Source organism: Sphingobacterium deserti, from assembly GCF_000757725.1.
GTDB lineage: Bacteria > Bacteroidota > Bacteroidia > Sphingobacteriales > Sphingobacteriaceae > Sphingobacterium > Sphingobacterium deserti.
Window position 1 is genome coordinate 28,130 of sequence record NZ_JJMU01000001.1, and the last position, 14,635, is coordinate 42,764.

Consider the following 14,635-nt stretch of genomic DNA (forward strand, 5'->3'; position numbering starts at 1 on the left):
TTTATTTTAAAAGGTCAGTAATTTCTTCTTTGCGTTGTGTTACAGCGTTAAAAAGTAATTCGAGATCTAATCTCGAATCTTCAGCTGCTTGGTTACGCTGTATGGTATTGAACCCGCCGAGCGCGCTCTCTGCGTATAGCACGGAATCAGACAGCTCTTTTACTTTCTTAAAGCAAAACTGCGTAGTGATATCCTCTACGGATGCGTTTAATGCTACGCGATATTCGTCTAGGAGGATAACAGCGTCGATCAGATTATCGAGGTCGCGGACCTGGTGCGTAGAGATTAAGACACAACGATCGTCGGTTAGTGTGGCGGCCATAATTTTTCTGAATTGCGCCTTCGACGGAATATCCAGTCCATTGGTCGGTTCGTCCATAATAATAAGTCTTGTATTCGTAGCTAATCCGAAAGATATCAGATACTTTTTTTTCTGCCCATAACTCATATCGGCGAGCTTTTGATTGAGCGGAATTTCAAATTCTCTAATCAGCTCTTCGAAATACGCTTGGTCAAATTTCGGGTAAAAAGGGGCATTTGCACGAACAAACTTATCAGAACGTATGGAAGGGAGATAAAATTCTTCCGGTATGAAACTGATCTCGCGTAGCAAAGAAGGTTCGCGATTCTGTGGATCGTGTCCGAAAACGGTAATCTTGCCTTGGTGAGGATAAACAAGACCTGCGATATTTTTCAATAGCGTAGATTTTCCGGCGGCATTTTTTCCCAATAGGCCATAGATATGTCCCTGTTTCAATTGCAGATCCATCTCTCTAAAGAGAGGCCGACTTTTACTATAACTGAAGTTAAGGTTTTGGATAGTTATCATACTAGTGTACTATTTAAATAACACACTAATATAGGAGAGTTTTTATATTTGACAAAATATGATAAAAAAAATCTTGCTACGGGCTGTAGCAAGATCTTATTGAACATGTTTATGCTGTTACATCTTAGTAGATGCTAGTCTTTCTTCTTCGCATCACGTTCTTCGATGTATTTTCCGTAAAGGGGCTTTTGCTGATCAGTCAATTGTTCGATAATTTTGGCATCGGCGTTTGCCATTAAAGTTGTTGCTTGTTGCTCGGCGACATCCTTGGCGATAGTGGTATCTGATTTAAGCGCCCATTTAGCTTTCGTATGTTCCAGAACGATATCATATACCGCCGTCTTCTGTTCTGGTGTTAACATTACCTTTTCAGCAATCTTTTCTACCTTTGCTTTTGCTTTGTCTTCAGGATTCCCCTCTTGGGCAAATGTAAGTGTTAGTGCGAACATCAAACTTAAACCTGTTAAAATCAACTTTTTCATATCCTAATTTTTTAATTAAACATTTTATTTACGTAGTGTCTTCTTATTGGTTAAACGTCTAGCTACGTGAAATAGTTTCATTTTTGTATCAGGTATGTTACAAATTAACAATCTTTAACGAATCGCTCGTTTTCGATGTATGATGGAATTAATCATGCATTGCAACTCCGGCAATAGGTAGGTCGTAGTATTCGGATGTTTTAGGACTGCTTATAGCAAATAATATACTTTAGGAAATTCCATTTCATCGACTATTGTAGAATTTCGGGCGACGAATTGTAAAAAGAGAAAGGTTTCCATCCGGGCGAATGGAAACCTTTCAAAACCAATTATAACTTGCCGCCATGCTCATAGCGGCCTGAATTATGAAATTCCAATTTCGGAACTATTTTTTATATATGCAAATTTATTTAAAAATTTTTCTACCGAGCTTTTTGCCTTCTGCTCATTATGCTTAGTGCTAATATCCAGCCCATAGCGTCTCGCGATGGCACACGATTCATCGCTTTAAATAATTACGAAAATTGCGTTAGCGTTTGTACAGCTAATCCGACATCAGCCTTTTATTTCTTATCATTCTCTTCAACCTTCGCTATATCCCGATTGATCGACTTTTCCCACAACTACTGACCGCCTCTGCTTTCACATCATCAGCGATGTTCAATGCCCCGTTCATTTCAGTTACGTGCTTTTCACTATCATTGATAATTGAGATGATCGAATTGTTATAAGCAACGGAGTCTTGCGATTTATTGCACCCTGATAAGCTTAGCACGGCTAGGTATGCACATAGAAGTCTTTTTATCATTGGCATGCTGTTTTGTATTATTTGGGATCTCCGATAGCAATATCCTTTCTTAAAGTTCTCAACCTTTTGGAACATCACAAAAATAATTTGTAAAAAATTAATTTCCTATGGCGGAAAACCGTGAATTCGGTTTGATGGATTCCGTGTTGCATCATGTTTTGCAAAGGGGATCGCTTTTCATTGCAAGAAAATAATATGAAAATGGATCAGGAAAGCCCAGGAATAATGCGTAGATTATCACGTTTTTTTAAATACACTTTATGCTAGCAGGTATGAACATGGGTAATCGATTCATTTTAAAGTAGTACGGCAATTGGAATGAAACTGAGATTAAAAGAAAGTTTGCTGATTGTTGTATTTCTAATGATTCACACTTGTGTTTTAAAATCCCAGGAATACAGTCGCGAGATAGGCATACAGACTGATAACGATGCTTATTTGTGGTACGGCCAAGATCGCTACTACACAAATGGTCTGTTCATTTTTTACCGACAGGCGGCGGAGCAAAGCAAATTTCTAGGTAAAGAATTTAATAAGATTATTTACGAAGTTGGGATCGGGCAGCAAATGTATACACCATTATCTGCCTTTGTACCTGAACCTTATTTGCAAGACAGACCATTTGCTGGATATTTATTTGCAAACGGACAAGTAAATCTTTTTTTCAGGAATGAGCAGGTTTTAAAAGCAGGTCTAAGCCTGGGCACTATCGGCCCGCATGCAATGGGCCAAGAAACGCAAAACCTACTCCATCAGACTGTAGGCCTTTACGAAACGAGCGGATGGGAATATCAAATAGATAATGCCGTTGCGATAGATGTGAAGCTAAACTACACTGCGCTGTTTTTCCGAAAGCAAAATGTCTTTGATATTTCTCTAGAAAGTCAGTTGAATCTTGGGACAACATTTACAGGTATGGGCCTTGGATTGCTTTTTAGGACAGGAAATATAAATCCATTCAGCCAATCTGCCTACCATAATGCGAGGATAGGCCGAAACCAAACAATGCGTAAAGCCTTAAAGAAAGAGCTCTATGTATATGCCAAGCCCCAACTGAATTATGTCGCTTATGATGCGACTATTCAAGGTGGTTTGTTTTCCAGCGGCAGTCCCGTAACGTTTGATGTGCGCCCACTTGTTTTCGAACAAAAGATAGGCCTTAACTATTCAAACGATCGATTTACGCTTGATTACGCGCTCATGTTTAAGTCGAGAGAAATTTATAGTCCGGCAAGGCATCATCAATACGGCAGTATATCGGCCTACTACCGGTTTTAAATGATGCGCAGTCCAATAGAACGGGTGGTTTTGATATGAATTTTTTCGTCAATATGAGTTTTCGTATTGATAACTTGCTACGACTTCCCTGGTATTATTATCTGACATCTATTCTTTTTTTACGATTCGCCACATATAGTTATCGAAATATCTTATTTTAGGCGTCTTATACTAAAAGCACAACCACCACCTATGCAATCACGATATTTTTTGACCTGTGCTATCATTTGGTTTTTATGTTGCGCAGCTTCGCGCACTGCAAACGCCGCGCAATACGCCTTACAGCCGACTGGCCAATCCCCATCTGAAGAACTTTATAATAATGCGGAACTTCATTCGTTAGAGACCGAAACAGGTGGCGTTTGGGTGAAAGGAATTATTCCAAAGGACCTTAGAAACAAATCTTTAATACTCCAAATACCATCGGCAAACCTTCACGACTATGAGCTTTTCTTGCACGAGAATGGAGACTTACGCAAGCAATCGACCGTCGATATTGGCTCTCCAGCACATACCCCCAGTAGATTCCCGCGCTTCCATATACATAGTATCGACTCCATTTATCTTTTGCATTTTCCAGATCGTGCGCTTAAGGTTGCAGAAGTACAGCTGGAAGAACGAGGAGCATTCATTAGTTCTGAGTCTATGCGTTTTTTCCGCATCGGGCTGTATTATGGGCTTGCGTTGATGTCTATTGTATTTAATTTTGTTTTCTACCTGATATTTAAAGATCGTCGATTTATAACATACTGCTTATTGTTGTTAACCATATTCATAACATTTTTCTACGAAGATGGTATGTTCTACTTTTTCTCGAATGGAAAATGGACGTTGGACTACCTGATGGTATGGAACAATTCCATCACGGCACTAATCGCGCTACCATTCACGATGTACTTTCTAGATTTACAGGCATTTTTCCGACGCTATAGAACATGGTATCTATACGGATCCATGATGCTATTGCTGTCCGCGCTATTATTCACCATAACAGATAACCTACTTTTTTATGCGTTGGTATATGTGTTGTGTTTTTTGCTCGCTGGATCTTGCATTTTTCTTGCGGCTATGCGATTTCGAAAAGATGTGTATGCACGTTTTTTGGTACTGGCTTTTGGCTTGGTGATTATCACTGGAATCCTATATGTTTTGTACACACATATTGACTCCCATACTTTTTCATTTTTTGATTTGGGGACGTTTCGATTGATAAGTGCTTTGGAGATTATAAGCGTAAGCTTTGCAATTATTTACAAGGTGCGGGCACTGCAAGATGAAAATGAAAAAAATCGCCAAGAACTCGATCAATACTTACGCTTTATTGACCAAGAAACTCCCCCACCAGATGCCGTTTTAAGCCCCACAATAAGCGCCATTCACGAACCGCAGCCGAACGATGTACAGAAACATGCAGTGAGCGAGCGTTTAAAACGATTACACGATCTAACGGAACGCGAAACGGAGGTCCTTGGATGTATATGGGAAGGGCTAACAAACAAGGAAATTGCAGACAAATTGTTTATATCCGTTAGTACTGCAAAATACCATATCAGTAACCTGTATGTCAAGCTGGACGTGAAAAACAGAAATCAAGTGCAGACACTTCGGGAGTAAGTTAGCAATAGTATTGACTTTCATGAAGATACTGAAATAACGCAATCAAACCGTAGGGTATCCTGTAAATATCGTTACCCCTAAAAAGACAATATACTAACATTGGAGTGATGATACGCTTAGCGCAAGGTAACTGTCTTTACAGAAATTTAGCAGCTAACGAAACCAAAACCTCTAATATAGCGCATCAAACTATCGATAAAGCTTAAATTATAGCGTATTAAAGGATAAAAAGCTATATTTGCCTATACAAACTTGCTCAAATTTTAAATTGATGGGTTTAAAATTCGATGGGCACCGCAAAAATGCCTTATTTAAAACTGAAAAAAATCAATGCTCATACATGGAAATATTTCAACGGTGCTGGACAATTTTACGAAACTTCTGGCTTAAGGTTGATTCTTTTGGGGTGACCCCGGATATGTCGTATCTACAGGATCGGCGCATCAGAATGGTGAACCTAATTTCAATGTGGTCGTTTATTTGTGCTTTATTTTATAGCGTATTTAATCTTCTCCTTGGCATTATTGATCTAGCAATCGTCGATTTGATTTTTAGTCTATCGGTGCTATTGGTATTTTATTTTCACTATCATAAGAAATTTATTGTAGCTAGATTCTATTTACTAGGTGTGACGATCTTATTTCTAAGCACATTAAGCCTTTTATCCTACAATATTGCTGAATATTTCGTTTTTTGTGTAGTGATCGGGGGGATACTCATATTTCAGAACAAATGGATGCAGGTGTTTATTTGCATTTCTTTGGTGCTTGCCGTAATACTGCCGAGGACGCTATCTCATGATCTTAATAGCATGGTTTCGCTTACGCAAGGACGGTTATCTTACAATCTTCCTTTGGCTGTGTTTTTTGTCTTCTTTACGGTTCGACATTTTAAATACATTCAACAAACCTACCAGGATGAGATAAAGAAACAACAACTTCACCTGCAAGATCTTAATCGAGATAAAGAGCAACTATTTGCGATCGTTGCACACGATATCCGTTCGCCACTAATTGCTACCACACAAATGTTGCAGCATATCATAAACGATGAAACGAGCGAGGAGTTTAAAAAACAGGCTTTCTCGCAGGTAGCGGCGCAACTACATATGATGACGGAAAATGTGGATAATCTGTTGCATTGGAGTAGTCAGAACCTTCAAGGGCTGGTTAGTCGGCCGACCAGTTTTAGTATACATACCCTATTAATAGAAGTGCTCAAAGGAATGGAAGCTCAGCGTAAAGCCAAGCGAATACAGACCGTCATTGATGTTCCTTTCGGTATGTTGATCTTCGCCGATCCAGAACAGATGCATATTATTCTCAGGAACATATTAAATAATGCCCTTAAATTTAGCCATAAACACGGCAAAGTTAAGATTTCCGCAAAAAAAATGGATGCAGCTGTAGAGATTTCCATAGAAGACTGGGGCGTGGGGATGTCCAAGAAAAAAGTAAAGAAGCTATTTAACAATTTGCAATTACCATCTTACGGCACCTCGGGCGAACGGGGCACGGGAGTAGGACTAGTCTTGGTAAACAACTTGATAGAAATTAACCGTGGAGAGATTAAGGTTTCAAGTGTTGAGAACAGTGGAACAACGATTTCGCTGAAGTTCCCCTCCGTTTAGCCAGATTATAGACTCCTCGCTATTTTACCCTCGGTCTTTCCTACTTCCGTGTTCATCCAATTCAAATAAACTTCATCTCAGCGGCTTTGTGAATAAGCGATGCGGCATTGCTTACATTGAACTTTTGCAGTAAATTCCGACGATGTGTCTCCACAGTAAGCTTGCTAATGAATAGCAGATCTGCAATCTCAGGTGTGGTTTTACCTTCGGCTAAATGTGCTAACACCTCTTTTTCTCTTGGTGTCACGACGGGTATCTCCGTTTTTCGATGTTCCATCGCCGCCTGCATCTCTTTACTGACGATCTTCTGATCGTTATCAACATCTTTTATTGCTTGGATAAGTTCATTTGCAGCAATATTTTTGAGAAGATATCCCGAAGCCCCACTTTGAAGCATCCTATCAGCTACACTGGCTTCGTTCAGATTGCTGATAGCGACTACATGGGTCTGCGGATATTTTTTCTTAATCTCCAATGTCGCATCAATACCATTCATCTCAGGCATATTGATATCCATGAGCACGACACTCACCTTTTCTATCTCCAAAAACGCAAGTGCATCAGTCGCAGATATAAAGCAACCTTTCAAATCTATGGTCTTTGTATTGCGCAGTATAAATTGCAGGCCATTGAGCACCAATGGATGGTCGTCGACAATGATGACAGAAATAATTTTATCCATTTAAATTAATATCTATGTGAAACGAAGCTCCTCTTCCTATTACAGAATCGACTTCCAGTTGTCCATTAAGCAATTCTACCCTATTTAGTATATTTGATAAGCCGATACCACTAGCCCTTTCTGGATTCTTATTAAAGGTGAAGCCCTTCCCGTTGTCTTCTACGGATAAATAGAAATGTCCATCATTTTCATTGCACTGCACCCAAACCTTACTTGCATCACTGTGTTTGACGGCATTGGTAAGTAATTCCTGTACTATTCTATAAACGGATATCAAGAACGACTGATCATAATCATTTCGTAAATCTCTCGCTTCAAATTCTATATCTAGCCCCTTGTGACGCATAGCATTGCAAAGATCACCCAGTGCAGCCTCCAACCCCATATAAAGTAAGGATTCAGGCATCATATTCCTTGCGACTCGACGCAGTTCGTTAACTGATTGATCGAGCTGATTGATAATATTATACAGTTCCATATTGGTTTCTTCCTTTCGCTGTTCAGCCTGCTGGTCATCTGCTACTGCTGAAAGTTGTAATTTGACACTAGCTAACATCCCTCCCAATCCATCGTGAAGATCGCGCGCGATACGGCTCCGCTCCTTTTCTTGTCCTTGTACCATAGCGTTGAATACGCTAATTTTTTCTCGCTGTTGCAGGTTCTTCAGTTCTTGATGCAACAACAGCTCTTGCTGTGCGGCTAAGCGTTTTCTATTACGTGAGGTATTGTACCATAAAACACTTAATAGCGCCAATAAAGCACTGGCAAATACCATTATTACCAGCCAACTTTGGGTACGCTTTAAAGATAATTGCTGTTCTTGAAATTTACTCTTTGCGAGCAACAACTCGTTTTCCCTTTCCGCCGTTTTATATTTTTGTTCCAATGTGAGAATCTTGTCTTCGCCTGCGTGTGCAAAAACACTATCTGAGACCAACTTGAATTTTTCATACCACTGAGCAGCTTCTTTAAAATTTCCAGTCAGCGTATTCAGGTTTGCAATATGGTAGTACAATGTTTGCTTATTGCGCAACAGTGACTTTCCTTCCACATAGGGCAATACTTGAATCAGTGCCGCCTTCGCTTCTTTATATCTGCCCATTCGCTTCAACGCTTCATACTGACCGTACAAAATGTTCGGAATAATATCCTGACTATTCATCTGCTTCGCCCTCAGCAATGCTTTATCGAAATGTGCGAGCGCGTTACCAATCTCGTTTTTACGCTCCCAATAACTTCCTTCCACGACATGATAAGTAGGCATATAGCTTGACAACGGAATCGCTTTTGATACTGTTTCCGCACTATCTAGAAATTTACGTGCGTTTTCCATATCTTGTTGATAGAGCCGATTTCGCGCAGCATTTACAAACAAAGTCAATCGTTCCTCCTCGCTATTTGCTTTTCTTTGCAACAATTGTAATGCTTCACCGTAGTATTGATTAGCTTTATCATAACGCTGCATGTTCATCAAAGCCATAGCAACATTTTGAAGGTTGACACCGAGCAACACGGAATCGCGTATATCCTTCGCCATCGGAATAACTTTATTCAGGAGCACCTCCACATATTCTTCAGCATGGCCATCGCGTTGCAAAAGCGCTCCATAACTTCCAAGTGCACGTATTCGATACCGCAAAGCACGCTTATTGTCAGGCAATGCCTTTAGTATATTGTCTACTTCCAGATACGCGCTTTTGGCTCTCTCTGGCGCCGGCTCAAAGAGCACAGACGCGCGATAGAATGAAAATATCCCTTGATAATACCTGTCTTTTGCTTTGGTTCCCAAAAGGTCGTGCGCCTCATCAATATAGTAGAAGGCCTTTACCGTGTCGTAATCGCTCCAAAAGAAACTAAGATCAAGCAACGCTTCTGCTTTTTGTTCGGGATCTGTAATTTTGGACAAAACCTGGTACAAACTGTCACCGTAGACCTGTATGCTTCTCTCTGACTGCGCAAAAAGGGAATTAGCAAAAAAAAGTAATTGCAGAATTAAGCATAAGTTTCGGGTGTGGCGCATCGTTTCTATCGGGTGTATGCGTTGAATATACGTATTAAACCTTGAACTAGCAATCCGGGACCATTCCCATAGTCACGCCCGACGGGCTCCAAATAGGGACCAGACGCATTTCACATCCTTCTCCGTTATCAGTCGTCATGTCGCGTGATGTTTCAAACGTCAGATTTAGGATGGCATTTTTGGGGAAAGCCCCTATTTCCTCTAAAAACTCTACGCGCATAGCGACTGATGCCTTTTCTCGCTCGAAGCTTCCATTAAAATTCATCGATTGCGATGAGTTAACTATTGTTCCTGTCAAAGTATTACCGTTAATAGCAAACATAGAATTTGGATCGCTTTCGCCTGCTCGAAAATTTCCGTCGTTGTACGCGCCTCGAATTTTAAAGTTTATTTCTCCCTCATCCCCAAAATCAGCCAAAAACAGCAGCGAAACAGAATCCGCCGTAGGCTCCATCAATGCAATTCGTGCCTCCCCTTCCCAGTTATAATTTACCTGGCCGTTGAGTAGTCGCTGCCCTTTGGCTTCCCCTTTAAAAGGTTTTGATCCGTATAGGGATACAAAATCATCATTATCACTTGGTCCATCTCCATCTTTGGAACAGCCTGTCAGCAATAGCAATGCCGTTGCAATACATAGTGTTAAAAAATTATTTTTCATATGTTCTAATATATAGGTGTTATCGCCATAGCATTTGCCCCCCGGCCGCCTCTATTTTATCTTTATCCTTCCATATAACAGGAATCGCTTCCGGCGAGTTTTGCTCTATCGGATCTACGTTATATGGCCCACCTGTGCTGGGAATAATTTTCAGTTGCCAGATATATCCAAAAGGTCCTGTTTGCCTATATTCGGTACCGATCAATAAATGCCTGCCATCTGGGGAAAAAGCAGGTTCGGCCTCTTTGAAATTACTTGTGGTCAGCTGCGTTAGATTTGTCCCGTCCATGTTCATCGTATGAAGGTGGTTCCCTATCCGCACAACAAGCATGCTGCCCTGCATATTCACCTGTAAATCACCCCAATCATCATAATCCATCTGCCTGACCAATGTCCCATTGGTATACGGCGGATCCAACCGAAGAATCAGCTTGCCGTGGGTGAGCAATAGACTATTGTTAGGTAGCCAAAGTCGCGTTTCATTGAAATCGAACTCTTCCCCATTAATTCCCATTATCCGCGTTACAAACTCGCCGTTGCGCTTTAATATCGTTATACCATCCTCTGCATCATTTGAAGTGACTACAATGAAATTGTTATCAGGCGATAGAAAACCTTTGCAAAAGGTATTGGTTGACGGACTGTTATAAATGAACTCCTCAACGATACCGCTATCATCCATGTTGCTTATTGTGAAACGGATATCGTACTGCCCTAGTGAGCTCGCATTTATAACCGAAAGTCGCAATTTGCCATCCCGTGATATGTCGAAGTTATTTAATTTGGTATTATCCGGGATAAAAGCGCCGCCAGTGCCATCTGGCAAGCTCATTTTAATGATTCCTTCCGTGGCCCAGTCATAATAAATTGTACCGCTCAAATACTCTGGGTATTTATTATTACCTGGGTCGTCTGGGCCATCGCTTTTGGAGCACGCTATTAAGAACAGCAAGGAACTAAGCAACATAAGATTTAGCCGGTACAAATAAGGCCGAGTATCTTTATCAATTGTTTGTATGGTGTCTATTTTCATCGTTCCGAAATTATAATGAAGTTGATTATAACAAAGTTATCCAACCAATACCTCGTAGACAATCCACGAAAACCAGTAATTTATAACGCTATCGAATAGAAAATTAAATCAATGACAGGAGAACATTTAACAATCTAGCGTTTAGTAATGAGCAACAAAAAAATAGAAGGTCATGGATCCGTCTATAAAACGTAGATTTGATCACTGACATAATTTTACGTATTTAGAAGATATAAACAGTGAAAGAGCAGAAAACATGGTTTATAACCGGCGCATCTCGGGGCTTCGGTTTAGCGTTGACAAAGCGTTTATTATTAAATGGTGACCGAGTTATTGCAACCAGCAGGAGCATTGAAGTTCTTCGTTCTCAAGTAGCAAATGATACCGACAATTTTCTACCCCTCCAGGTGGACTTAACTTCGGATCTTGCTGTCAAAGAGGCGGTAGACTATGCTATCGATAGATTTGAAAAATTGGATGTTGTGGTGAACAATGCGGGCTATGCGCTAATCGGTAGTGTAGAGGAGATGAGTGATGAGGAATTTCGTGCGACCGTAGATGTCAACCTTTTTGCGACCGTCAATGTACTTCGCTATGTGATTCCACATTTTCGATCCAGACGCGCAGGCCATATTATTAATATTTCGTCTATTGCAGGATATTCAGGCATTGCTTTAGCCAGCAGCTATAGCGCATCGAAATTCGCGGTTGTGGGTCTTACGGAAAGCTTAATGAAAGAACTGGCGGATTTCGACGTGAAGGTAACGCTTGTTGCACCTGGAGAGTTTCGCACAAGCTTTATGGACGACGCTTCCATACGCTATGTAAGTACCCGCGTTCCTGAATACCTAATGGACCAGACGCAGCAGGCTTGGTCTGAAGCTAGCGGCGAACAACCCGGCGATCCAGAAAAACTTGTCGAAGTGTTAGACGCTATTGCTCACATGGACTTGCCACCACAACGATTAATCTTGGGACCAGATGCCTACCAACTATTTATTGAACAGCAACGCATACAAGAGGAAGAAGTAGAAAAATACAGAACGATAACATTATCAACTGATTTTGACAACGACTAGTACGTTTTCATTTCGACGTCATTGATCTACTACATATTTCCGCCGACGATACACTTACATAGCGTGAAGAAAACAAATAACGTATTTTGGCCTGGAAGTTGTAAGGTGACGACTATCAAAAACAAAAAAGTATTAGAAATGAAAATGTACAAAAAAATCTCCACCGCTCTTTTCGCTGTTTTAGTGACTATCGGCTTTCTCAGCTGTAGTAACGATAATGACGATGTTCAACCCGACGGAGAGACAATTGAGGTATCTGCGCTTCCGCAGGCATCACGCACCACATTGAGCACTTATTTTACGGATGCGAATGTTACATCGGCAAGAAGATCAAGCAGCGCGAATATCTATGGTTCTATCTACAAGGCTTTATTAAGCAATGGCTTCGAGATAGATTTTGACAAAGATGGCTTATGGACCGAGATTGAGAGCGAGAGAAATTTACCCATTCCAAGCAGTTTTCTGGAAGGTCAAGTTCCCGCGATTCAAGCATATGTAGTGGCTAACTATGCCAATAATCATATAATCGAGATAGAACGTGAGCAATTTGGTTTCACCGTGGAGCTCAATAATAGCGTGGATTTGGTATTCGACCGTGAGCAAAGATTTATAGGTGTCGATTTGGATGGCAATGATGATGATGACGAAGTGCGTATTCCATTGGAGCAATTACCAGCGAATGCACGTAATTTCCTTACTACTTCTTTTAACGGTGCGACTGCAATTACAATTAAAAGAGAAAAAGATGATAATGAGATCTCCTTCGAAGTTTATTTAGACAACGGAATAAAAATTCAATTTAACGAAGCTGGAGATTGGGTAGAAATTGAAAGCAAACGCAATGTAATTATTCCAGCGGCACTAATTCCTGCTAATATTGCCCAGTATATTGTTCAATCTTTTCCCGCCTACGTTGTAAAAGAGATCGAAAAGAAGCGTAACGGTAGCTTCACTATTGAAATACAACATACGACAAGTGGAAATGATCTAGAATTAGAATTCGATGCGAATGGTAATTTTATTCGTGTAGAGGATTAATCTTTAGGCTATACAATTCATATTTTGCAGGCGGCTGTCAGAATCTGGCGGCCGTCTTTTGTAAACTTTAAAAATAATTACGGGAGGAAGGGTGCTGATGGAAAGCAAAGTGAACTCGAGCACAGTACACAACAGAAAAACAGCTTCATCTTCCCCTCCCCACCGTAATAGTTATAATTGGACTAAAAATCAGTTTAAACATCACATTTAAGCAGCATTAGCTATCGGTATTATACCAATTTCTAAACTCTTTTGCGAAATCACGGCTAATGATAATTTCTTTTACGCTTTTTACAGACCGTTTTAGCTGGACACGGATACGACCGTGCCTTGCCGGTTGATACCCAATTATAATATGCCGATTTATCAAATACCGACGGCTTGCCTTAAAGAATAGATCTGGGTCGAGGCTTTCAGCCAACGTGTCAAGTGCGTAATCAAATTCATAGGTAAATCCCCCATCCTTCAGCATACAACTACGCCCCTCAGCTGAGGCCTCAAAAAGGCCAATACTTTCTACTAATATGACTTCCTTACGGAAGCCTACACGCACATCCAAAGATTTTAAATAATTCGTCGGCAGGTTCGCCTGTGAAAGGTCGGACAGTTTCTTCTCCGCCGATTCACACGCTCTGGACAACATATCCCCCATATTGCATGCAAAAAAGCAGAAATCTACAAAAAACCAAACGGTATAAATTAAGTTGATCACAAGAAGAAAACTGAAAATCACGGGTTGAAGCATAAATGCAAACCGCTGTACTAACGAAGCATCTCCGCTATATAGAAACAGTATGAGAGATAAAAGCCCCGTGATGAGTACACTCGGTAATGCAACTATAAGTAATGTTTGAATGGTTAATCTGGAAGTGAAATTTAAAGGCCAAGGTAGCTTTCTATCGAAAGAAAGGACTATCTTCTGAACGCTTACCCAAAGCGTTGTAATTAGGAAATATGAAGTCAGCAACAGGGGAACGCCTCCGAGATCCCTACCGCTATTACGTAAACTTTCTGCCAATACAGGGTAAGTGTAACAGGCAAGAAGGAAGCTTAACAGGCCTTGAAAAAGTAACGGACAATAAGATAATTTGACACTATCTCGAAAAGAATAAGTTAAATCTTTCAAATACATAATGGCGAGTTTTAAATAACAAAAGTTAGTAAAGGACTAACTTATGCTAAAATAAAAAATCGCTATAGTTAATAAAAATGCAGCAGCCTTTTTCTTGATAATTTTAGATGAAACGCGTGCGGAACGACGGTGAACAATTGTGCCGTCCACTTTACGCAAATAGAATGGCGATACTTTTGGCGAGTAGTCTAACGTAGAAACAACCCCCTGTTAACTAACCAATTAAACTTTATAATTCAGGTCGTGCCTTATGGATTTGTCTTTCGTAGACGAAAAACCAACGCGTTGAATCTCGGTAGTGGATCGCTTTCCAGAAAGACAGCATGAACTGCACAGTTCGATTTTAGTA

At 40.5% G+C, this 14,635-nt stretch carries 13 protein-coding genes; 5 read left to right on the forward strand and 8 right to left on the reverse strand.

What is annotated here, in order from left to right; translation table 11 throughout:
* Position 1: 1 nt before the first annotated feature.
* The 3 genes from DI53_RS00120 to DI53_RS00130 form a co-directional block, all read right to left on the reverse strand.
* Positions 2–829 (reverse strand): ABC transporter ATP-binding protein, encoded by an 828-nt coding sequence (locus DI53_RS00120; protein WP_037494074.1) that lies wholly within the window; start codon positions 827–829, stop codon positions 2–4.
* Between the two features lie 134 nt (positions 830–963).
* On the reverse strand, positions 964–1,311 hold the full coding sequence (locus tag DI53_RS00125; protein WP_037494075.1) for a hypothetical protein: 348 nt from the start codon (positions 1,309–1,311) through the stop codon (positions 964–966).
* A 592-nt stretch (positions 1,312–1,903) separates the two neighbouring features.
* Positions 1,904–2,119, reverse strand: a complete 216-nt coding sequence (locus DI53_RS00130; RefSeq protein WP_131555123.1) for a hypothetical protein — start codon at positions 2,117–2,119, stop codon at positions 1,904–1,906.
* A gap of 318 nt (positions 2,120–2,437) precedes the next feature.
* On the opposite strand from DI53_RS00130, the gene DI53_RS00135 reads away from it, so the two are divergent.
* From DI53_RS00135 to DI53_RS00145, 3 genes are all read left to right on the forward strand, one after another.
* On the forward strand, positions 2,438–3,397 hold the full coding sequence (locus tag DI53_RS00135; protein WP_037494077.1) for a lipid A deacylase LpxR family protein: 960 nt from the start codon (positions 2,438–2,440) through the stop codon (positions 3,395–3,397).
* Positions 3,398–3,589: 192 nt separating this feature from the next.
* Positions 3,590–5,011 (forward strand): LuxR C-terminal-related transcriptional regulator, encoded by a 1,422-nt coding sequence (locus DI53_RS19450; RefSeq protein WP_052071891.1) that lies wholly within the window; start codon positions 3,590–3,592, stop codon positions 5,009–5,011.
* 343 nt (positions 5,012–5,354) lie between these two features.
* Complete coding sequence (locus tag DI53_RS00145; RefSeq protein WP_157836736.1) at positions 5,355–6,644, forward strand: sensor histidine kinase; 1,290 nt, start codon at positions 5,355–5,357, stop codon at positions 6,642–6,644.
* 61 nt (positions 6,645–6,705) lie between these two features.
* Here the strand turns inward: DI53_RS00145 and DI53_RS00150 are convergent, their stop codons facing one another.
* The 4 genes from DI53_RS00150 to DI53_RS00165 form a co-directional block, all read right to left on the reverse strand.
* Positions 6,706–7,326, reverse strand: a complete 621-nt coding sequence (locus DI53_RS00150) for a response regulator transcription factor (protein ID WP_037494079.1) — start codon at positions 7,324–7,326, stop codon at positions 6,706–6,708.
* Positions 7,319–9,232: a tetratricopeptide repeat-containing sensor histidine kinase gene (locus DI53_RS00155; protein ID WP_169741982.1), complete on the reverse strand. Its 1,914-nt coding sequence runs from the start codon at positions 9,230–9,232 to the stop codon at positions 7,319–7,321. Before DI53_RS00155 ends, DI53_RS00150 begins: the two co-directional genes overlap by 8 nt.
* 160 nt (positions 9,233–9,392) lie before the next feature.
* Positions 9,393–10,004 carry a hypothetical protein gene (locus DI53_RS00160; RefSeq protein ID WP_037494082.1) on the reverse strand — a complete coding sequence of 204 codons (612 nt, stop codon included), beginning with the start codon at positions 10,002–10,004 and terminating at the stop codon, positions 9,393–9,395.
* Between the two features lie 19 nt (positions 10,005–10,023).
* Positions 10,024–11,037, reverse strand: a complete 1,014-nt coding sequence (locus DI53_RS00165) for a TolB family protein (protein ID WP_037494083.1) — start codon at positions 11,035–11,037, stop codon at positions 10,024–10,026.
* A gap of 239 nt (positions 11,038–11,276) precedes the next feature.
* Between DI53_RS00165 and DI53_RS00170 the strand changes: the two genes are divergently transcribed.
* Positions 11,277–12,116, forward strand: a complete 840-nt coding sequence (locus DI53_RS00170) for an SDR family oxidoreductase (RefSeq protein WP_037494084.1) — start codon at positions 11,277–11,279, stop codon at positions 12,114–12,116.
* A gap of 138 nt (positions 12,117–12,254) precedes the next feature.
* Positions 12,255–13,154, forward strand: coding sequence for a PepSY-like domain-containing protein (locus DI53_RS00175; RefSeq protein ID WP_131555125.1), 900 nt, complete (start codon positions 12,255–12,257; stop codon positions 13,152–13,154).
* Between the two features lie 217 nt (positions 13,155–13,371).
* Here DI53_RS00175 and DI53_RS00180 read toward each other — a convergent pair whose 3' ends face one another.
* Positions 13,372–14,286 (reverse strand): LytR/AlgR family response regulator transcription factor, encoded by a 915-nt coding sequence (locus tag DI53_RS00180; RefSeq protein WP_037494085.1) that lies wholly within the window; start codon positions 14,284–14,286, stop codon positions 13,372–13,374.
* Positions 14,287–14,635: the final 349 nt, after the last annotated feature.

Coding starts and splice junctions, on each gene's coding strand:
- DI53_RS00120 (WP_037494074.1), bottom strand. CDS start 829: ATGATAACTATCCAAAACCTTAACTTCAGTTATAGTAAAAGTCGGCCT.
- DI53_RS00125 (WP_037494075.1), bottom strand. CDS start 1,311: ATGAAAAAGTTGATTTTAACAGGTTTAAGTTTGATGTTCGCACTAACA.
- DI53_RS00130 (WP_131555123.1), bottom strand. CDS start 2,119: ATGATAAAAAGACTTCTATGTGCATACCTAGCCGTGCTAAGCTTATCA.
- DI53_RS00135 (WP_037494077.1), top strand. CDS start 2,438: ATGAAACTGAGATTAAAAGAAAGTTTGCTGATTGTTGTATTTCTAATG.
- DI53_RS19450 (WP_052071891.1), top strand. CDS start 3,590: ATGCAATCACGATATTTTTTGACCTGTGCTATCATTTGGTTTTTATGT.
- DI53_RS00145 (WP_157836736.1), top strand. CDS start 5,355: ATGGAAATATTTCAACGGTGCTGGACAATTTTACGAAACTTCTGGCTT.
- DI53_RS00150 (WP_037494079.1), bottom strand. CDS start 7,326: ATGGATAAAATTATTTCTGTCATCATTGTCGACGACCATCCATTGGTG.
- DI53_RS00160 (WP_037494082.1), bottom strand. CDS start 10,004: ATGAAAAATAATTTTTTAACACTATGTATTGCAACGGCATTGCTATTG.
- DI53_RS00165 (WP_037494083.1), bottom strand. CDS start 11,037: ATGAAAATAGACACCATACAAACAATTGATAAAGATACTCGGCCTTAT.
- DI53_RS00175 (WP_131555125.1), top strand. CDS start 12,255: ATGAAAATGTACAAAAAAATCTCCACCGCTCTTTTCGCTGTTTTAGTG.
- DI53_RS00180 (WP_037494085.1), bottom strand. CDS start 14,286: ATGTATTTGAAAGATTTAACTTATTCTTTTCGAGATAGTGTCAAATTA.